The organism is Nocardiopsis codii (assembly GCF_036327455.1).
GTDB classification, from domain to species: Bacteria; Actinomycetota; Actinomycetes; order Streptosporangiales; family Streptosporangiaceae; genus Nocardiopsis; species Nocardiopsis codii.
This window is the reverse complement of the sequence record NZ_JAUZMY010000012.1, coordinates 17,328-37,640: the sequence shown is the minus strand read 5'-3', so window position 1 is coordinate 37,640 and position 20,313 is coordinate 17,328. Positions and strand designations below refer to the sequence as shown.

The 20,313-nt window shown below is 71.9% G+C and carries 16 protein-coding genes; 11 read left to right on the top strand and 5 right to left on the bottom strand.

From position 1 onward, the window contains the following. Positions 1–45: 45 nt before the first annotated feature. The gene (locus Q8791_RS13845; protein WP_330092094.1) at positions 46–375 is read left to right on the top strand and encodes an ATP/GTP-binding protein; all 330 of its coding nucleotides are present in this window, start codon (positions 46–48) and stop codon (positions 373–375) included. 126 nt (positions 376–501) lie between these two features. Next, a complete protein-coding gene (locus Q8791_RS13840; RefSeq protein WP_330092093.1) occupies positions 502–1,242 on the top strand; it encodes an alpha/beta hydrolase in 741 nt (246 codons plus the stop codon). A gap of 272 nt (positions 1,243–1,514) precedes the next feature. Here the strand turns inward: Q8791_RS13840 and Q8791_RS13835 are convergent, their stop codons facing one another. Next, positions 1,515–2,816: a DivIVA domain-containing protein gene (locus Q8791_RS13835; protein ID WP_330092092.1), complete on the bottom strand. Its 1,302-nt coding sequence runs from the start codon at positions 2,814–2,816 to the stop codon at positions 1,515–1,517. A gap of 421 nt (positions 2,817–3,237) precedes the next feature. Further along, complete coding sequence (gene mce, locus Q8791_RS13830; protein WP_330092091.1) at positions 3,238–3,696, bottom strand: methylmalonyl-CoA epimerase; 459 nt, start codon at positions 3,694–3,696, stop codon at positions 3,238–3,240. A gap of 86 nt (positions 3,697–3,782) precedes the next feature. Here mce and Q8791_RS13825 point away from each other — a divergent pair, with 86 nt between their 5' ends. After that, entirely contained in the window at positions 3,783–4,970 is a 1,188-nt protein-coding gene (locus Q8791_RS13825) for an acetyl-CoA C-acetyltransferase (RefSeq protein ID WP_330092090.1), read from the top strand. 269 nt (positions 4,971–5,239) lie between these two features. After that, positions 5,240–6,187, top strand: coding sequence for a methylmalonyl Co-A mutase-associated GTPase MeaB (gene meaB, locus Q8791_RS13820; RefSeq protein WP_330092089.1), 948 nt, complete (start codon positions 5,240–5,242; stop codon positions 6,185–6,187). Positions 6,188–6,314: 127 nt separating this feature from the next. On the opposite strand, the gene Q8791_RS13815 is transcribed toward meaB, so the two are convergent. Both Q8791_RS13815 and Q8791_RS13810 read right to left on the bottom strand, forming a co-directional pair. Further along, the gene (locus Q8791_RS13815; RefSeq protein WP_330092088.1) at positions 6,315–8,264 is read right to left on the bottom strand and encodes a glycosyl hydrolase family 18 protein; all 1,950 of its coding nucleotides are present in this window, start codon (positions 8,262–8,264) and stop codon (positions 6,315–6,317) included. 322 nt (positions 8,265–8,586) lie between these two features. After that, positions 8,587–10,257 carry a glycosyl hydrolase family 18 protein gene (locus Q8791_RS13810; protein ID WP_330092087.1) on the bottom strand — a complete coding sequence of 557 codons (1,671 nt, stop codon included), beginning with the start codon at positions 10,255–10,257 and terminating at the stop codon, positions 8,587–8,589. Between the two features lie 429 nt (positions 10,258–10,686). Here Q8791_RS13810 and Q8791_RS13805 point away from each other — a divergent pair, with 429 nt between their 5' ends. From Q8791_RS13805 to Q8791_RS13775, 7 genes are all read left to right on the top strand, one after another. Next, positions 10,687–11,208 carry a MarR family winged helix-turn-helix transcriptional regulator gene (locus tag Q8791_RS13805; protein ID WP_330092212.1) on the top strand — a complete coding sequence of 174 codons (522 nt, stop codon included), beginning with the start codon at positions 10,687–10,689 and terminating at the stop codon, positions 11,206–11,208. A gap of 75 nt (positions 11,209–11,283) precedes the next feature. Next, a complete protein-coding gene (locus Q8791_RS13800) occupies positions 11,284–13,014 on the top strand; it encodes an acyl-CoA mutase large subunit family protein (protein WP_330092086.1) in 1,731 nt (576 codons plus the stop codon). A 148-nt stretch (positions 13,015–13,162) separates the two neighbouring features. Then, on the top strand, positions 13,163–14,116 hold the full coding sequence (locus tag Q8791_RS13795; protein ID WP_330092085.1) for a tetratricopeptide repeat protein: 954 nt from the start codon (positions 13,163–13,165) through the stop codon (positions 14,114–14,116). A gap of 256 nt (positions 14,117–14,372) precedes the next feature. After that, the gene (locus Q8791_RS13790; RefSeq protein WP_330092084.1) at positions 14,373–15,158 is read left to right on the top strand and encodes a cytidylate kinase-like family protein; all 786 of its coding nucleotides are present in this window, start codon (positions 14,373–14,375) and stop codon (positions 15,156–15,158) included. Between the two features lie 367 nt (positions 15,159–15,525). Continuing rightward, entirely contained in the window at positions 15,526–16,932 is a 1,407-nt protein-coding gene (locus tag Q8791_RS13785; protein WP_330092083.1) for an NAD-dependent malic enzyme, read from the top strand. 101 nt (positions 16,933–17,033) lie between these two features. Further along, the gene (locus Q8791_RS13780; RefSeq protein ID WP_330092082.1) at positions 17,034–17,615 is read left to right on the top strand and encodes a YqgE/AlgH family protein; all 582 of its coding nucleotides are present in this window, start codon (positions 17,034–17,036) and stop codon (positions 17,613–17,615) included. A 66-nt stretch (positions 17,616–17,681) separates the two neighbouring features. Next, complete coding sequence (locus Q8791_RS13775; protein WP_330092081.1) at positions 17,682–17,924, top strand: DUF3039 domain-containing protein; 243 nt, start codon at positions 17,682–17,684, stop codon at positions 17,922–17,924. A 486-nt stretch (positions 17,925–18,410) separates the two neighbouring features. On the opposite strand, the gene Q8791_RS13770 is transcribed toward Q8791_RS13775, so the two are convergent. Next, positions 18,411–20,285: an HtaA domain-containing protein gene (locus Q8791_RS13770; RefSeq protein ID WP_330092080.1), complete on the bottom strand. Its 1,875-nt coding sequence runs from the start codon at positions 20,283–20,285 to the stop codon at positions 18,411–18,413. Between the last annotated feature and the right edge of the window lie 28 nt (positions 20,286–20,313).

The window sequence follows — 20,313 nt, the reverse complement described above, 5'->3', positions numbered from 1 at the left end:
AGGTGTGACGGCGGCCACTGTCGTTCCTCTCCTACCCTTGACGGTGTGAGCCCGCGACGTAACTCCTCCCGCCGCAAACCCGCCCGGGGCCGTGACTCCTCCGGTGGAGTCCCCGACGAGGACTCCCTCATGCTGCGCGTCACCGGAGGGCAGCGCCGGGAGACCGGCCCGGACGGGGAGTGGGTCACACGGCGCATCCCCGGCGCGTCCGCCGCCAAGGCCTACCGCTGCCCCGGCTGCGCCCAGGAGATCCCGTCCGGCATGCCCCACGTCGTGGCCTGGCGCCCCTACGGAGACGGCGGCGACCGGCGCCACTGGCACTCCTCCTGCTGGGACCGGCGTTCGCACCGCTCGCCCAGGGCACCGCGCTACTGAGCCCGGTCGGCGCCCACGGGCCCCTGGAGCCCTGACACGGGCCGGTCGGACCCGGGTGGACGCCCGCCCCGCCGTCCGCGGATCCGCCGCGCGGCCCACAGCCACCCACCCAGGACACGAGGAGCCATGGAGATTCGAGCCACCACGGTGCTGCCCGCCGTGAGACGACCCATCACCCTGCACACCGCCGACGGGCTGGAGCTCGTCGGTGAGCTGGCCCTGCCCGAGGGCCGGACACCGGTGGCCACACTGGTGTGCCTGCACCCGCTGCCCACCGCCGAGGGCATGATGGACAGCCACGTCCTGCGCAAGGCGTCGTTCCGGCTCCCCGCACTGGCCGACGTCGCGGTGCTCCGGTTCAACACGCGCGGCACGACGTCGCGGCACGGCACCAGCCAGGGCGTCTTCGGCGAGGGCGAGACCGAGCGGCACGACGTGCTCGCCGCCATCGAGTTCACCGAGTTCGAGGGGCTGCCCGAGCCCTGGCTGCTCGGCTGGTCGTTCGGCACCGAGCTGGCGCTCAAGTGGGGCGCCGACCCGCAGGTGCGCGGCGCCCTCCTGCTGTCCCCGCCGCTGCACCGCGCCGACGAGTCCGACCTGGCGGCGTGGGCCGAGACCGGCAAGCCCGTGGTGGCCCTGGTCCCCGAGCACGACGACTACCTGCGCCCCGACGAGGCGAAGGAGCGGTTCAAGCCGCTCACGCAGGCCGAGGTGATCGGTGTGGAGGGCGCCAAGCACCTGTGGGTGGGAGAGCCGTACGTGCGCCGGGTGCTCGACGAGATCGTCAGGAGGGTCAACCCGGAGGCCTACCCGCTGCCGACCGAGTGGGACGGGCCCTACGAGAAGGACGTGCAGACCCTCGCGTAGGAAATGAGTCGTACGTCTCCTCGCGGGGACGTCCGTGATCCCATCAGCCTCACGAGTCCCACTGATCTCCAGTGCTGCTTCGGCCACGGTGGTCACGCCCGCACGGCCGCCCGCGGACGCGCGGCGCGTCGGCCCGGCCGCCTCCGGGGCCGGTCACGGCCCCTGACAGCGAAGGACCCGCCTCCCCCGGGGAGACGGGTCCTTCCGCGTGTTCACCGGCTCCGCCTAGGGCGCAGGGCTGAGGGAGCGGCGGCCGCGGGACGGCCGGAACGCTACTCCTGCCACCAGTCCTCGTCGTCGGTGCCCTTGCCGGAGTGCGCCGGCTGCTTGGGCTCCTCGGCCAGGGCCGGAGCGGGCTCCTGCGGGGCGATCGCGGCGGGGGCGGGTGCGGCGGGAGCGACCGGCGCGGCGGGGGCCGGAGCCGGGGCGGCACCGCCGCCACCGAGCAGCTGGCGCAGCTGCTGCAGGTGCGACTGGATGCTGTCGCGCTGGCGGTTGAGCTCGTCGACCTCCTTGCGGGCGGCCGTCATGATCCGGTTGGCCTCGGACTTGGCGTCGTTGAGCTGGTGCTCCGACTTCGACTTGGCCTCGGCCTCGATCTGCGAGGCGTTCTTCTTCGCGTTGCCGACCAGCTGCTTGGCGTGGTTCTCGGCGTCGCGGCGGGTCTGCTCCGCCTGCTGGCTCGCCTTGGTGGCGCGCTGCTCGGCGCTGGAGGCCCGCTCCTCCGCCTCGTTGACCATCTTCTGGGTGGCGGCCTGGGCGGCGGCCAGACGCTCGGCGTCCTGGCGCTCGGCCTCCGCGCGACGGTCGGCCAGCTGGAGCTCGAACTGGTCCTCGGTCTCGGTGCGGCGGGCCTCGGACTCGGCGTACGCGCGCTCGGCGTTCTTGCGCAGCTCCTCGGCCTGGCTCTTGGCCGACTGGATGGTCTCGTCGCGCTCGCGCTTGGCGGCGGCACGGGCCTGGGCGCACTCGCGCTCCGTGGTCGTGCGCAGCTTCGCGATCTCGCCCTCGAAGGTGGCGCGCTTCTCCGCGATCTCGTGGTCGACCGCGGAGCGCTTCTTCTGGACCTCGCGCTCGGTGGTGGAGGCCAGCTCGTCCGCCTCGCGGCGGGCCGTGGTGCTGATCTCCTCGGCCTCGGACTCGGCGGTCTGGCGCTGCTCGTCGGCCTCGCGCTGGGCGAGCGTGCGGACCTCGGTGGCCTCGGACTCGGCGGCCGCGCGCATCTCGGCGGCCTCGATCTTGGCCGCCGAGCGGATGTCGTTCGCGTCGATCTGCGCGCTCTGGACCAGCTCGTTGGCCTGCTCCTCCGCGAGGCGCAGCAGTTCCTCGATCCGAGAGCCCAGGCCGGAGTAGGAGGGGCGCTCCCGCTCCTGCAGCTGGCGGTTCTTGGAGGAGAGTTCGGCCTTGAACTTCTCGATCTGCTTGCTGTTCTGCTTGACCTCGTTGCGCAGGCCGTCCAGGTAGTCCGTCACCTGGGTGCGGTCATAGCCACGCAGCACCACGTCGAATTCGGGCGGGGTGTTGTCTTCGTCGAAGATGTTGTTGAGCTGGGTGTCAATGTTGTTTGACGGCATGTGGCGGAATCCTGAACGGGTGCGAGACGGCTAACTTGCAAACGGACCGGGGACGACATGAGGGCGGTGGCGCCGTCCCCGGCGGACGGGTGTGTCCGGAAGGGGGTGTGCGAACCGGGGCGGTGGACCGGCGCTGCGGGCATGGGAGCCCCTGACCGCCTCCGATGTCGTCCGCGTGTGCCCTGTCCTCTCGACACGGCGGCACGGCGTGACGGCCGACCCGGCTCGACCACCGGACTGCAAGACATGGACCAACTCCGGAAAACAAATCCGGCAGCTAGCCGACTTTATCAAGCGTGGAACCCCTGGGAAGAGGGTTTCGTGTAACTTCCGGCGGGGTCTAAGGTCAACCACACCAGTGGAACTCAAGATGTGATGCGTCCGGAACGCCCCTGTGACGTTGTTTCGGAACCGCGCCAAATCAGTGCGTGGTTTGTACCAGCTCCGTGAGCACACCACCGTTGTCCTTCGGGTGCAGGAAGACGATCCTCGACCCCGCCGTCCCGGTCCGCGGCTCGGGGTCGAGCACACGCACCCCGTGGGCCCCGACCGCCTCGGCGCTGCGTGCGACGTCGGACGTGCCGAAGGCCACGTGGTGCACCCCCTCGCCGTTGCGCGCCAGGAACTTCGCCACGGGGGAGTCGTCGCGGGTGGGTTCGAGCAGTTGCAGATACGTGGCGCCGCCGTCGTCCGTGCCGTTGATCCGGAGCATGGCCTCACGGACGCCCTGCTCCTCGTTCACCTCCCGGTGCTCCACCTCGAAACCGTAGGTCTCCCGGTAGAACGCGATCGAGGCGTCGAGGTCGCGGCACGCGATCCCCACGTGGTCGAGGCGGGTCAGCCCGGAGAACGGGCTGGCGGGGTCGGGTACGTCGCTCATGGGGTGAACCTCCCGGAGTTCGCTGACGGCGGTGTGGGTATCGTTGCAGACCAGGTGCGTCACACATCACTTGGAGGCCAGTTACGATGCCAGGTTCCGTCATCGTCGGTGGGGCGCGTACCCCCACCGGCAGACTCCTCGGCTCCCTCGCCGGGTTCTCCGCCGCCGACCTCGGCGGCTTCGCCATCAAGGCGGCCCTGGAACGCGCCGGTATCAGCGGTGACCAGGTCGGATACGTGGTCATGGGACAGGTGCTCCAGGCCGGCGCCGGCCAGATCCCGTCCCGCCAGGCCGCGGTCAAGGCCGGCATCCCCATGGACGTGCCGTCGGTGACCATCAACAAGGTCTGCCTCTCGGGCCTCGACGCCATCGCCCTCGCCGACCAGCTCATCAGGGCGGGCGAGTTCGACGTGGTGGTGGCCGGCGGCATGGAGTCCATGACCAACGCGCCGCACCTGCTCCCCAAGTCCCGCAAGGGCTACAAGTACGGTTCGGTCGAGGTCCTGGACGCGACCGCGCACGACGGGCTCACCGACGCCTTCGAGGGCGACTCCATGGGCGCCTCCACGGAGCGGCACAACGCCAAGCTCGGCATCGGGCGCCGTGAGCAGGACGAGTTCTCGGCCCGCTCGCACCAGCGGGCCGCCGCCGCCGCGGAGGCGGGGCGCTTCGACGCGGAGATCGTCCCGGTGGAGATCCCGCAGCGCAAGGGCGACCCGGTCGTCTTCGCCGCCGACGAGGGCGTGCGCCCCGGGACCACGGCGGAGGGCCTGGGCAAGCTGCGCCCCGCCTTCGACGGCGAGGGCACGATCACGGCCGGATCGTCCTCCCAGATCTCCGACGGCGCCGCCGCGGTGGTCGTGATGAGCCGTGCCAAGGCGGAGGAGCTGGGCGCTCCGATCCTCGCCGAGATCGGCGCGCACGGGAACGTCGCGGGCCCGGACAACTCGCTGCACTCCCAGCCGTCCAACGCGATCCGGCACGCCCTGGCCAAGGCCGGGAAGTCCGTGGAGGACCTGGACCTGATCGAGATCAACGAGGCGTTCGCCGCGGTCGGACTCCAGTCCACCAAGGACCTGGGCGTCTCCGAGGACATCGTGAACGTGAACGGCGGCGCGATCGCGATCGGCCACCCGATCGGCGCCTCCGGCGCCCGTATCGCCCTCCACCTGGTCCACGAGCTCCGCCGCAGGGGCGGCGGACTCGGCGCCGCGGCCCTGTGCGGGGGCGGCGGCCAGGGCGACGCCCTGCTGTTCACGGTGCCCGCCGAGTAGGCGGTACCGGGCGCCTCCGGCCCCGGGGTGCCCCGAGCACCCCGGGGCCGGACGTCCCGCCCTCCCCACGGGCCCCGGCGCGGGCGCGGAGACCGGGCGACCCCCGGCCGCCCGCGTGGCGGATCCCGTCGGGGCGGCACCTCCGAAGACACTGTTCCGAAGACACACCGCGCCCGGGGGAGCCCCGGAGCGCAGACGCACCTGACAGCGGCGGGGCGGGGGTCACGAGCCCTCGCCCCGTCCTGCTCCCTCCGACACCGAGGAGTCCCATGCACGCCCCCCAGCTGGTCGAACGGGTCCGGGGCGGTGACCGCCGGGCGCTGGCCCGCGCGATCACCCTCGTCGAGAACGGCTCCGAGGAACTGAGCGAGATCATGGCGGGCCTGGCGCCCCACACCGGGCGGGCGAGGGTCGTCGGGTTCACCGGGTCGCCCGGGGTGGGCAAGTCCACCACCACCAACGCCGTCGTGCGCGCCGTCCGGGCCAGGGGGCTGACCGTGGCCGTCCTGGCGGTCGACCCGTCGTCGCCGTTCACGGGAGGCGCGCTGCTCGGGGACCGGGTGCGGATGCAGGAGCACGCCACCGACCCGGGCGTGTACATCCGCTCCATGGCCAACAGGGGGCACCTGGGGGGACTGTCCTGGGCCACCCCCCACGCGCTGCGGGTGCTGGACGCCGCCGGATTCGACGTGATCCTGGTCGAGACGGTGGGCGTGGGGCAGGCCGAGGTGGAGATCGCGGGCCGGGCCGACACGACCGTGGTGCTGTCCGCACCGGGCATGGGTGACGCGGTGCAGGCCGCGAAGGCGGGCGTGCTGGAGGTCGCCGACGTGTTCGCCGTGAACAAGGCGGACCGGGACGGGGCCAGGGTGACCCTGCGCGAGCTGCGCCAGATGGTCGCCATGAAGGACCGCGCCGACGACGAGTGGAAGCCGCCGATCGTCATGACCGTCGCCGCGAAGGACGAGGGCGTCGCCGAGCTGTGGGAGCGCGTCGAGGAGCACTTCGCCCACCTGGAGGCGAGCGGGCAGCTGGCCGGGAGGCGGCGTGCCCGTGCGAGGGACGAGGTCCAGGCGATCGTGCTGGAGCGGCTGCGCGCCCGCCTGGGCGACGTCGGCGACGAGAAGGGCCTGGACGCGCTCGCCCGGGAGGTCGCCGAGGGCCGCAGCGACCCCTACGCCGCCGCCGAGAGACTGTTGTCGGAACTCGGGGCGTAGGGAGGGCGGATCCGGCCCCCGCGCGGGAGCACCGGGACGACGGGGGCCGACGCGGACGTCCTGTCCGTGTCGGCCCCCGCCCGTTCCCGGCGGGGGGCGGGCCCTGTCGGTTCCGGTACGGCCGGGGTCAGTCGGCCAGCGCGGTGTCGATGGCGTTCATGAGGCTGCCGTTCGCGTCGTCGCCGTCGACGGACCAGATCATCACTCCGCCGAGGCCGTTGGCCTGGGCCCAGTCGGTCTTCTGGGCCATGGACGTCTCGTCGTCGTAGTTCCACAGGGTGGAGCCGTTGTAGAGCCAGGCCGTGCCCAGCTCGTCGTCACGGTGCAGCTCGTATCCGGTCAGGTCCTTGAGGAGCTTCCAGTCCTGGATCCCGGCCTCGTAGCGCCCTGGGGCGGCTCCGGTGGCGGGCTGGAAGAGGCCGTCGCCGTTCGGGCCGGGCGGGACCCCGGTCCAGCCGCGGCCGTAGAAGGGCACACCGAGGACCATGTCGGCGGGGTCGACGCCGTGGTCGAGGTAGGCCTGGACCGTGCTCCGGGTCGAGTAGACGTCCGGCCCGGGGTCGTCGGGGTGCTCGACGAGGTTGGACTGGTGGTTCGCGGTGTTCTCCCAGGCGCCGTGGTAGTCGTAGCCCTGCACGGTGATGAAGTCGAAGTCGGTCATCAGCGGCTGCATCTCGAAGCCGAGGTCGATCTTCTCGGGGTCCGCGGGCAGGAACGCGGTCAGCTCGTAGTCGCGGCCGGTCTCGGCGCCGAGCGCGTCCAGCTGGTCGCGGAACTCGGAGACCAGGGCCGTGAAGTTCTCCCTGTCCTCGGGGCGGATGGTGTTGTGCTCGTGCCCCGCGGAGCCGGGCCACTCCCAGTCGAGGTCGATGCCGTCGAAGACGCCCTCGGCGGAGCCGGGCCCGCCCGCACCGTCGAAGAGCGGGAGGTTGCCGCGCAGGAACTGGTCGACGCAGGACGAGACCATGCGCTCTCGGGACTCGGCGGTCAGCGCGGCGTCGGAGAAGTGCTCGGACCAGGTCCAGCCGCCGAGGGAGATGTTGACCTTCAGGTCGGGGTGCTGCTCCTTGAGCTTGAGGATCTGGTTGAAGTTGCCGCGGAGGGACTGGTTCCAGGTGTCGGCCACGCCGTCGACGCTCTGGTCGGCGGTGAAGGAGCGCCCGTAGTCGGCCCAGGCGTCGCCCTGGCCGAGCTGGTTGGCCATGAAGCACTCGCCGTTGGCGTTGATGTTGCCGAACGCGTAGTTGATGTGGGTCAGCTTCTCGGCGGTGCCCGACGTCTCCAGGTTCCGGACGAGGTAGCCCCGGTCGTAGATGCCCCACTGGGTGAAGTACGCCACGCGGCGCTCCTGGGGCGGGTCGGTGGGGCCGCCCCCCGCGTCGGTGGTCGCGCTGACGGCGGCGGTCTCCGGGCCCCGGTTGTTGGAGCTGTCGTAGGCGCGCACCGTGAACGTGTGCCCGGTCCCGGGTGCCAGCCCCGTGACGGTCGCCGAGGTGGTGGTGACGGCGCGGACGACCGCCCCGCCGGACAGGACCTCGTAGCCCGCGACGGCGACGTCGTCGGTGGCGGCCGCCCAGCCCAGGGTCACGGTGGTGGAGGTGGTGCCGGTGACGGTCAGCCCGGTCGGCGCGGTGGGCGGCTCGGTGTCGTCCCCGCCGGGTTCGCCGGAGCAGCTGTTGCCGTTGACCAGGCAGTTCACGGGGACGGTGTCGCCGCCGCCGTGGGTGCCGTTGAACCCGATGGAGTAGCTGCCGCCCGCGGGGACGTCGGCGCCCCAGGAGGGCGGGGTGAGGGTGTGGGTGCCGCCGGACCGGGTCAGGGTGGCGTTCCACAGGGACGTGATGGCGGTACCCGAGGGCAGCCCGAACTCGATGCTCCAGTCGGACAGGGGGGTGCCGGACGCGTTGGCGATGGTGATCTGTCCGCCGTAGCCGGTCTCCCAGCGGCTGGTCTCCACGTAGGTGACGGTGACGCCGGCGGTGTCGGCGGCGGCGGGTGCGGGGGACAGGGCGAGGGGGACGGCTATGAGGGCGGCCGCGAGCGCCGCGAGGCGGTTCCTGAGTCGTCGTGCTCTCACTGGTTGCTCCTGGTGCGTGAGCGGTGTGGGGGGTGCCGTTCGCCGTGGGCGTTCTCGGGCGGCGTCCGGCAGGGGGTGTGCGCCCAGGGAGTGCGGTGATCGGAGCTGACCAGGACCGGGTCGGGGGTGCGCGTGAGCGGTGGCGTGTGCGTGGCAGGGGCATGGCGGTTCCTCCCGCTGGGGGTGGAGGAGGGGGAGTGGGGGGCCGGCGCGGACCGTCGCACATCGGTCCGCGCCGGCCGTGGCGGCGGTGCTCCCCGGATCAGAGCACCGACGCCGCTCGGTCCCGGTCCGGGGTCACCGGACCGGGGGCTTCAGGGCCTCAGTCGGCCAGCGCCCCGTCGATGGCCGCCATGAGGCTGCCGTCGGCGTCGTCGCCGTCGATGGACCAGATCATCACGCCGCCCATGCCCTGGGCCTGGGCCCAGTCGGTCTTCTGGGCGACGGCGGTCTCGTCGTCGTAGGTCCAGAGCGTCCTGCCGTCGTAGAGCCAGGCCGTTCCGGCCTCGTCGTTGCGGTGGAGTTCGAAGCCGTCGTCGGTGAGCTCCCGGAGGACCTTCCAGTCCTCGGTGCCGGCGCCGTAGGTGCCCTGCGCGGGGCCCGTCGCGGGCTGGAAGAGGCCGTCGCCGTCGGGTCCGGGCTCCACACCGGTCCACCCCTGGCCGTAGAAGGGGATCCCCAGGACGAGCTGGGCCGGGTCGACGCCGCGGTCGACGTAGGCCTGGTGGATGAGCTCGGCCGAGATCACGGGCTCGGGGTCGCGGGCGTCGGTGACCAGGTTCGACTGGTGGTTGGTGACGGACTCCCAGGTGCCGTGGTAGTCGTAGCCCTGGACGGTGACGAAGTCGAAGTTCGGCATGAGCTCGTCCAGCTCGAAACCGGCGTCCAGCCGCCAGCCCCCGGCGGGCAGGAAGGCGGTCAGCTCGTAGTGGCGGTCGTCCTCGGTGCCGAGTGCGTCCAGCTGGTCGCGGAACTCCTGCACCAGGGCGGTGAAGTTCTCCTTGTCCTCGGGGCGGACGACGTTGTGCGGGTTGCCGTCCGAGCCGGGCCACTCCCAGTCGAGGTCGATGCCGTCGAAGACCCCCTGGGCGGCGGCGTCGCCGCCCGCACCGTTGAGCAGGGGCAGGTCGCCCTTGAGGTAGAGGTCGAGGCAGGAGCTGACGAGCCTCTCGCGCGACTCCTCGGTCAGGGCTGCGTCGGAGAAGTGCCGAGACCACTCCCAGCCGCCGAGGGAGATGCTGACGACCAGCTCGGGGTACTGCTCCTTGAGCTTGAGGAGCTGGTTGAAGTTGCCTCGCAGCGCCTGGTCGGGATCGTCGGCGACGCCGTCGACGCTCTGGTCGGCGGGGACGGGGCGGCCGTAGTCGGCGAGGGCGTCCCCCTGCCCCTCCTCGTCGGTCATGACGCACTCGCCGTCGGCGCCGACGTTGCCGAACGCGTACTGGATGTGCGTGAGCTTCTCGGCGCTGCCGCTGTCGACCAGGTCGCTGACGTGGTAGTCGCGCTCCGCGGGCCCCCACTGGGTGAAGTAGGCGACGGAGTAGCTGTCGTGGGAGGGGCCTTCGCCGCCGCCCGCGCACGGGGAGCCGTTGACGAGGCAGCCGACGGGGCCGGTGCCGCCGTCCGCGTGCAGTCCGTTGAAGCCGAAGGAGTACTCGCCGCCCGCCGGAACGGCGGCGCCCCAGCGGGGCGGGGTGATCGTGTAGCCCTCGGCGGTGCCCGCCAGGCTCGCGTTCCACAGTTCGTGGATGCGGCTGCCGTCGGGCAGCGAGAACTCGACGGTCCAGTCGTCGACGGGGGCGTCCGAGGCGTTGTGGACGGTGATCTCACCGGTGTAGCCGGTGTTCCAGCGGGCGGACTCGACGTAGGTGACCGTGAGGTCGGAGGCGTCGGCCTCGTCTGCGGCGGCGGTGGACGGTGCGACCGCCAGTGGGGCGGCCAGCACGGCGGCCGCGAGGGCCGCGAGCAGGGTGCTGGAACGTCGTGCTCTCACGTCGGGAGATCTCCTGGTCATGAGCTGGGGGCGGGGGAGGCCGTCGAACCGTCGAGCGTGTGGGATGGGCTGCGGCCGGGTCGGGCGGACGGAGTGCGCGGGTGTGCTCTCCAGACGGGGTGGTCCACGAGCGAAGTAAGGTCCGGAAATCGATCCGGTGCCTCTGACGTGGGGGGATAAATTTTTAGGAAACTTAACTAATAATTACGGGTGACGTCAACGGCCTCCCGTGAACTTTCTGGAGGAATCCCGGCCCGGTTTCGGATTTTCCGAGCTGGCGGGGTGGACCGGCCTCCGGTACCGCCCGTGTCCCCTTGTGGCCACCGGAACGCATTGACCCTGCTGCGGTCGGATGCTAAGGCCGGAGGCGGTGCTCGTGGCGGACGGTGTTCTCCGGGCACGCCCTAGAGTGACGGCGTGGGAAACCCGTTGAATCTTCCGTTCGACCCGATCGAGCGCGCACACGACAACTGGACGCGCAGATGGGGTGCCTCGCCCGCGATGGCGGCGGTCACCTCGGTCATGCGCGCGCAGCAGATCCTCATCGGCGAGCTGGACGGCGCCCTCAAGCCGTTCGGTCTGACCTTCGCCCGTTACGAGGCCCTCGTCCTCCTCACCTTCAGCGCCTCCGGCTCCCTGCCCCTGGGCAAGATCGGGGAGCGGCTCATGGTGCACCCGACCAGCGTCACCAACACCATCGACCGGCTGGAGGGGCAGGGCTTCGTGCGCCGCCGCCCCAATCCGAGCGACGGCCGCGGCGTGCTGGCCGACATCACCGACACCGGGCGCGCGGTCACCGAGGAGGCCACCCGGGCGCTGACGGGCATGGACTTCGGGCTGGGCTGCTACTCCGACGAGGAGCTGTGGCGCATGCACGAGACGTTCACCAAGCTCAGGGTGGACTTCGGCGACTTCCCCGCGCCCGTCTCCGAGGGCGTCGAGGGCCGCTGACCCGCCCGTCCCGGGCCCGGGACGCCGTGGGCGCCGTCCCTGTACATATTTAGTTGGACGTCCTACTATTTTGTCATGGCGAACACCACGAGCGACCCCACCAACGGCGGCGGGGCCCAGGAGATCGAGGCCGGGCGCGAGCGCTGGCAGCGCCGCTACGACGCCGCGCGCACCCGCGACGCCGACTTCACGTCGCTGTCCGGGCGCCCGCTGCAACCGGTCTACGGTCCCGCGCCCGGCTCCGAGGTGCCCGGCTTCGAGCGCGTCGGCTGGCCCGGCGAGTTCCCCTACACCCGTGGCCTCTACCCCACGGGCTACCGGGGGCGGGCCTGGACCATCCGCCAGTTCGCCGGCTTCGGCAACGCGCGACAGACCAACGAGCGCTACAAGATGATCCTGGCCTCCGGGGGAGGCGGGCTCTCGGTCGCGTTCGACATGCCCACCCTCATGGGCCACGACTCCGACTCGCCCCACGCCCTGGGCGAGGTCGGCCACTGCGGGGTGGCGATCGACTCCGTGGCCGACATGGACCTGCTCTTCGACGGCATCCCGCTCGGCGACACCACGACCTCCATGACCATCAGCGGGCCCGCCATCCCGGCGTTCTGCATGTACCTGGTCGCGGCCGAGCGGCAGGGCGTCGACATCCGCACGCTCAACGGCACGCTCCAGACCGACATCTTCAAGGAGTACATCGCCCAGAAGGAGTGGCTGTACCCGCCGGAGCCCCAGCTGAGGCTGATCGGCGACCTCATGGAGTACTGCGCGGAGCACATCCCCGCGTACAAGCCCCTGTCGGTGTCGGGCTACCACATCCGCGAGGCCGGGGCCACAGCCGCGCAGGAGCTCGCCTACACGCTCGCCGACGGCTTCGGCTACGTCGAGCTCGGACTCTCGCGCGGGCTCGACGTGGACGCGTTCGCGCCCGGGCTGTCGTTCTTCTTCGACGCGCACATCGACTTCTTCGAGGAGATCGCCAAGTTCCGCGCGGCCCGGCGCATCTGGGCGCGCCGGCTCAGGGACGTCTACGGAGCCCGGACCGAGAAGGCCCAGTGGCTGCGGTTCCACACCCAGACCGCCGGGGTCTCCCTCACCGCCCAGCAGCCCTACAACAACGTGGTCCGCACCGCGGTCGAGGCCCTCGCCGCAGTGCTCGGCGGCACGAACTCGCTGCACACCAACGCCCTGGACGAGACCCTGGCGCTGCCTACGGAGCAGTCCGCCGAGATCGCCCTCCGCACCCAGCAGGTGCTGATGGAGGAGACCGGGATCGTCAACGTGGCCGACCCGCTCGGCGGTTCCTGGTACCTGGAGTCGCTCACCGACGAGCTGGAGGCCGAGGCGGAGCGGATCTTCGAGCAGATCCTGCGGATGGGCGGGGGAGAGGGCGCCGAGCACGCGATCGGCCCGATGACCTCCGGCATCCTCGCCGGGATCGAGAACGGTTACTTCGGCTCGGAGATCGCCGAGTCCGCGTTCCAGTACCAGCAGGCCCTGGAGAAGGGCGACAAGCGCATCGTCGGGGTCAACTGCCACACCAACACGGTCTCCGGTGAGCTGGACATCCTCCGGATCAGCCACGAAGTGGAGCACGAGCAGAAGCGCGAGCTGGCCGAGCGCCGGGTCCGGCGCGACGGCGCCGCGGTGGACGCGTCCCTGGCCGCCCTCCTCCAGGGGGTCCGCGCCGGCGACCGCAACCTCATCCCGCTGATCATGGACGCCGCCCGCGCCGAGGCCACGATGGGCGAGATCTGCGCGGCGATGGGGGAGGAGTTCGGGACCTACACCGAGGATCCGCGCTTCTGAGACCCGCGCCTCCCCACCCGCACGGGCCCCGCCGGAACCCTCCGGCGGGGCCCGTCGTTCGTACCGCGGGGGCCCGGGAGGGGAGGCCCGCCCCCCAGCCCTTCCCGGGTGGTCCACGCCCTCCCCGCGGATACGGCAGGATGGAAGCATGCAGCCTTCGGACTTTTCACCGAACAGTGCCGTTGACCTCGGCGCGCGCAAGGCGGCCATGGAACGCGAGGCCAAACAGCGCGCGGCGGAGTCGGCGGGTCGATCCAACCCCTACGCCTTCAACGTCGACGAGTCCACCTTCCAGGCCCAGGTCCTGGAGCGGTCCATGACCGCTCCGGTCGTGCTGGCCGTCCTCGCCGGCTGGTCCGACCAGTCCAAGCAGTTCGAGGACGTCCTGGACAAGCTCTCGGCGGCCTCCGGCGGGAACTGGTTCCTGGCCAAGGTCGACAGCGACGCCAGCCCGCAGCTGGTCCAGGCCCTCCGTGTGCCGACCTCCCCGATGATCATCGTGGCCGTCCAGGGGCAGCTCCTGCCCGGCCCGGCGGGTCCGGCGACCGAGGAGCAGCTGACCGGCTGGCTCACCGAGGCGTTCGCCGCCCTCCAGGAGCAGGGCGCGCTGCCCCCGGGCCACCCCGGCACCCTGGCGGGCGAGCCGGGCCCCGAGGCCGACGGCGCCGGGCAGCCGGAGGAGCCGCAGGGCCGCCCGGTGGACATCGAGGCCCAGGAGGCCCTGGACCGCGGCGACTTCGACGCCGCTGCGGCCGTCTACGCCAAGGCCGTCGAGGCCGACCCGGGTGACACCGAGTCGCGGAACAAGCTCGCCCAGGTCGGCCTGGTGGGCCGACTCCAGGACGTCGACCCCGACGCGGCCCTCGCCGCCGCCGACGCCGACCCGGCGGACGTGGGCGCCCAGACCACCGCGGCCGACATCGACATGTACGGCGGCAAGTTCGAGGACGCCTTCGACCGCCTCATCGCCGCGGTCAGGGTCACGCGCGACGGCGACCGCGACCGGGTGCGCACGCACCTGCTCGGGCTGTTCGACCTGCTGCCGCCCGGCGACCCGCGGGTGAGCGCGGCCCGGCGCAAGCTGACCTCGGCGCTGTTCTGACCGGACAGCGGAGGCCCGGTGACCGTTCCGGCCCCGGTCGTTCCGACCGGTGACCGTTCCGGCCCCGGTCGTTCCGACCGGGGCCGCCACGGCCCGTCCGCGCCTCCGCGCTCCCGGCGGCCCGCCGGGGCGGACGCGACGGGGGCCGGACCGTCCCCGCGCGGGCTCCCGCGGGTGGGGTAGGCGTTCGCCGCCTGGGTAAAGACTCAGTAAGAGGCGGACGGAACGGTCCGTCGGTCGACCCGGCAGGTGCCCCATGGCGAGCGACGACACCCCCCGCAGGACCAGCGAGCCCGTGGTCACGATCTCGGCCACCTACGGTGCGGGAGGCAGCGCGGTCGGCCCCGCCGTCGCGGCACGGCTGGGTGTGGCCTTCCTCGACCGCGCGATCCCCAGCGCTGTGGCGGCCCAGATCGGCTGCTCCCTGGACGAGGTCCTCCAGCGCGACGACCGCGCCCCGGGAGGGCTCGAACGCCTCCTCGCCAGCGCCGCACGCCTCCCCACCGTCACCCTGGGAAGCGTGGACACCGCCTTCATCGGCATGACCGACGACGAGGGGCGCCTCCTCTACGACCACGAGTTCGTCGAGCAGACCGAACTCGTCATCGGCGAGGTCGCCCACAACGGCGGCGTCGTCCTCGGGCGAGCGGGAGCCGTGGTCCTCGCCGACCACGCCACCGCCCTGCACGTCCGCCTGGACGGCGACCGCCGTGCCCGGCTGCGCAGGGCACGCGCCCTGTGGGAGTCCGGGGACCGGGAGGAGTGCTCCGGCCACGGCTGGGGCGAGGGGGTGCCCACGCTGCGGCTGCTGGACGACAACGACCGCGCCCGAGCCGCCTACGTGCGCCGCTTCTACCACGCCGACCCCGCCGACCCCCGGCACTACCACCTGGTCCTGGACACCGCGGCGCTGTCACTGGAGGCCTGCGCCGACCTCGTCGCGAGGGCGGCCGCGGACCGGGTGGCGCCCGTCAAGGGCGACGACGGGGACGTCCCGCCGACGACAGGCCTTCGCCCCGACGACACCTCCGGGTCGGCGTAATTTGTGCGATTTTTTACCATCACGGTAATTGTCACCTTGTGCTGTCGGTGGGCGCTTGACTCAGGTAAGGTAAGGCGACTTGGTTCCGGGTCCCGACCAGCCCCCACCCGTAACCGAGGTCCGTGTGCGGCCGCCACCACCGTGGAGGCCGCGTGAACCGGGCATGCAGGACACCCTCGCCCGCACGAGGACGGGACGCGAGCGCCGCCCCGCGCACGCGCCGACCGCACCGGGCCCCGGGCGGGCCGTGTGAGCGCGGCACCGCCCCGCGGCGGGAGGTCCCCGACGTCGGCGGTGCGTCCCGGGGGAGGGGCCGTCCGCGTGCCCGACGGACGCACAACACCGAGCCAGAGCCGAGGAGCAACACGTGGCCACCCTTCCCAGCGTTTCGTACTCCATCACCGTCCGCCTCGAACTGGACGCTGGGGGAAGCGCCGTCGGCAGCCTCACCAACGCCGTCGAGCAGGTGGGCGGCATGATCACCGCGCTGGACGTGGCCGCGGCCGGGCACGAGCGCATCCGCATCGACGTCACCTGCGCCGCCCGGGACACCGAGCACGCGCAGGCCATCGTCGACGCCCTGGGCGCCATCGACGGCGTCATCGTGCACAAGGTCAGCGACCGGACCTTCCTCATGCACCTCGGCGGCAAGATCGAGATGAAGTCGAAGGTGCCGCTGCGCAACCGCGACGAGCTCTCCATGGCCTACACCCCCGGCGTCGCACGCGTCTCCCAGGCCATCGCCGCCAACAAGGACGACGCCCGCCGCCTGACCATCAAGCGCAACAGCGTCGCCGTCGTCACCGACGGATCCGCCGTCCTGGGCCTGGGCAACATCGGCCCCGAGGCCGCCATGCCCGTCATGGAGGGCAAGGCCGCCCTGTTCAAACGCTTCGCCGACATCGACGCCTGGCCCATCGCCCTGGACACCCAGGACGTGGACGAGATCGTCCGCACCGTCCAGGTGATCGCCCCGGGCTTCGGAGGCATCAACCTGGAGGACATCTCCGCGCCCCGCTGCTTCGAGGTCGAGGCCCGCCTGCGCGAACTGCTCGACATCCCCGTCTTCCACGACGACCAGCACGGCACCGCCATCGTCGTCCTCGCCGCCCTGCGCAACGCCCTGCGCGTCGTCGGCAAGAAGCTCAGCGAGGTCCGCATCGCCATGTCCGGCGCGGGCGCGGCCGGCACCGCCATCCTCAAGCTCCTCATGCACGCCGGGGCACGCGACATCATCGTCAGCGACGTCCACGGCGCCGTGCACACCGGGCGCGAGAACCAGGACCCCAACCTCCAGTGGATCGCCGAGAACACCAACCCCGCCGGCTACAGCGGTGACCTCAAGGGCGCCGTCGTCGGCGCGGACGTGTTCATCGGCGTCTCCGCCCCCAACCTGCTCGACGGCGAGGCCATCGCCGAGATGAACGACGACTCGATCATCTTCGCGCTGGCCAACCCCGACCCGGAGGTCGACCCCGAGGTCGCGCACCTGCACGCCGCCGTCGTCGCCACGGGCCGCAGCGACTACCCGAACCAGATCAACAACGTCCTGGTCTTCCCCGGCTTCTTCCGCGGACTGCTCGACGCCCAGAGCCACCACGTCACCTCGGACATGATGGTCGCCGCCGCCGAGGCCCTCGCCGACGTCGTCAGCGAGGACGAGCTGGGCCCGAACTACATCATCCCCAGCGTGTTCCACTCCGACCTGTCCACCCACGTGGCGACCGCGGTGCGCGAGGTCGCCCAGCGCGGGCTGCGCGACCAGGGGGAGTGACCCCGGGAGGGGCCTTCCGCGGCGGGGGGCCCGTGGACCCGGGCAGGTAACGGCCTGGGAACACGGGCGGGACGGCGGCTGTTCCGGGGTAGAGGTGCAGCATGGACCAGTCGACAATGACCGGGCGGCTCCTGGTGGCCGCCCCCCTCCTCCAGGAGGACTCCTTCCGCCGCTCGGTGGTGTTCGTCGTGGACGACGCGGGCGACGGCACCCTCGGAGTGATCCTCAACCGCCCCCTGGGTATGGCCGTTGACGAGGTCGTCACCGACTGGGGCGCCTACGCGAGCGAGCCGGCGGTGATGTTCTCGGGCGGCCCGGTCGGGGAGGACACCGGCATAGCCCTGGGTGTGGCCGGCGCGGGAGAACCGCCGCCGGGCTGGTCGCCGCTGGAGGGCCTCGCCCCGGGAGCGGGCCTGGACGGGCTCGGCGTGGTCGACCTCGAAGGCCCCCCGCAGGTGCTGGGGACGGCCCTGGGCGCGTTCCGCGTGTTCGCCGGCTACGCCGGGTGGAGCGCGGGCCAGCTGGAGGAGGAGATCGCCGAGGGCGCGTGGTTCGTCGTCGACGCCGTCGCCTCGGACGTGTTCACCACCGAACCCGAGGGCCTGTGGTCGCGCGTCCTCCGTCGCCAGGGCGGACAGTTGGCGCTCATGTCCACCTACCCGGACGATCCCACCATGAACTGAGCGCCCACCGGGGTGGGTGCGGCACCCTATACCGTGGAACGCAGACGTCGAAAGGTGTGAGGCACGATGGCGATGGACATCCTCAACAAGGTCCTTCCTGACAGCGAGACCAAGCCGGACATCTCCCACGACGGTGGGGACCGGGAGCGGTTCGCCCACTACGTGCAGAAGGACAAGATCACCGAGAGCGCTGTCACCGGCAACCCGGTGATCGCCCTGTGCGGCAAGGTCTGGGTCCCCAACCGGGACCCCAAGAAGTTCCCCGTGTGCCCCGACTGCAAGAAGGCCTACGAGGAGATGATGAAGTAGGACGTCTCCACGTCGCCTCCACGCGGCGGGTGCCACACGGAAGGCCTTGACACAGTCGCTGTGCCAAGGCCTTCGTGTTTGTCCGGGCGCCTTTCGCGCGGGAGTCTTCGGTCCCTTCGGCGGGTTGGCTCGTTCCTCGCGAACCCGCCTGCGGTACCTCCAGAACCCCGCGGGCGCCCGGATGGTGTTTGTTTCGGGCCTTCGCTTCGCTTCGGCCCTCGGGCGCCTTCCACGCGGGAACCTTCGGCTCCTTCGGCGGGTTGGCTCGTTCCTCGCGAACCCGCCTGCGGTACCTCCAGAACCCCGCGGGCGCCCGGATGGTGTTTGTTTCGGGCCTTCGCTTCGCTTCGGCCCTCGGGCGCCTTTCGCGCGGGAACCTTCGGCTCCTTCGGCCCTCGGGCGCCTTTCGCGCGGGAACCTTCGGCTCCTTCGGCCCCCGGGAGGAGCGCTGTGGGCGCCCGGTCGCCGGGCGCCCACAGCCGGGCTCTAGACCCCGGCGTCCTCGGACACCGTGGAGCCGCGCTTGCGGGCGGCGTACACGGCCGTGCCTCCGGCGGCCACGGCCACCACGGCGGCGGCCAGCAGGCCCGCGAGGGCGGTACCAGTGTTGGGCAGGCCGGGGTTCTCCCCGCCGTCACCGTCACCGTCACCGTCGCCGGGACCGCCCGGGGTGCCCCCGGAGCCGTCGCCGCCGCCCGGGACCGTGACGTCCTCGTCCACGCTCACCGTGAGGGTGATCGGGTCCAGTGCCGCTCCCTCGGCGTAGAAGTCCGCGAACGCGGGCACTCCCTCGGCGGTCAGGGAAGCGGGGATCGGGTCCCAGCTCAGCACGCCGTCCGCGAGCTCGTACTCCACGCCGGACAGGTCCAGGTCGGCGAACGCGACGTCCTCGTACGTGACGAGCTGCTCGTTGGCGAGCGACTTGCTGACCACGTCGGCGTACAGGACGCCGGCGCCGTTCTCGATCTCCACGCGGGGGTCGGTGACCGTCATGTACAGGAGCGGGTCGGCCCCGTCGTACACGTGGCCCTCGAAGACGACGGTGCCCTCGAACCCGATGTCGGCCGTGGACGCCTCCAGGTCGACCTCGCCGCTGCCGTTGGTGAACGCGTAGGTGCCGTCCTCGTTCGTCGTCGCGCCGTTCTCGGTGCTGATCTCACCGTGGGCGATGTTCCCGGTGATGTAGGAGCGGAACGACTCCTTCACACCCCAGTCGGCGCGGCCGTTGTGGACGGTCAGAGGTCCGGCGGGGTCGACCGGGTCCGTCGGGTCGGTCGGCTCCTCCGTCGGCTCCTCCTCGGAGGTGAACGAGACGGGCGTCCACACGTCCTGGTCGCGGTTGGCGATGTCGGTGTGGTCGTTGAAGACCGCCACGTAGCACTGCGTCTCGACGCAGTCGAAGGTGGTGCCGCCATTGTCGTAGGAGCCGGTCACCGCCACCTCGGTGCTGAACGCGCCGTCCTCGCCGGGGGCGGTGGCGCCGCGCAGCCACACCGCGCCGGTGTAGTGGGCCGGGTAGGAGTCGGACGACTGCGGGAGGGCGGTCAGAGCCGCGTAGACGCCCTGGCCCGGGCGGAAACCTGTGCCTTCGAGGGTGACGGTGTCGCCCTCGGGGTCGAGGCCGGACTCCGGGGCCACGGTGACCCGCGGGTCGAGGAGGGGGCCACCCGGGTCGGTGACGTCCTCGATCCCGGCGGTGAAGGAGAGCGGGTCCATCGCGGACCCGGCGGCGTAGAAGTTCGCGAACGGCTCGACCGCGTCGGCGTGCAGGGTGCCCGCGGCGGAGGTGAAGCCGATCTCCTCGCCTTCGACGGTCAGCTCGGCGCCGGTCAGCTCGGTGACCGCGACCTCGCCGTACTCGACCAGTGCGCCCGGGGGCAGGTTCGGGTTGGCGCCGCCGAAGTCGCGGCTCGTCACGTCCGCGTACACCGTGGCCGCGTCGCCGTCGAAGACCACGCGGGGGTCGGAGACGCGGACCTCCAGGACCGGTCCCTGGCCGTAGTCGTGGCCGCTGAAGACGACGGTTCCGGCGAAGCTCACCTCACCGGAGGCGTCCTCCTTGGAGACCGCGCCGCCCGCCGTGGGGAAGTCCACGGTGCCGTCCGCCAGGACGGTCGCGCCGTTGGAGGCCTCGTAGCCGCCGTGGGCGATCGGGCCCGAGATGTAGTTGCGGAAGGACTGCTTCACGCCCCAGGCGGCCGACCCCCCGCTGAGGGGGACGGTCTCGTCGGCGGAGGCCGGCGCCGCCGCGACGGCGAGCGAGGCTCCGAGGGCGGCGACGCCCGCGTAGGCGGTGACGGCGCGCAGGACCCGGCGGGCTCTGCCCGGGGCTCCGCTCCCGCTGGTCGGGGTTGTGGTCATGGGGTTCGTCGGTCCAATCGTGAGGGGG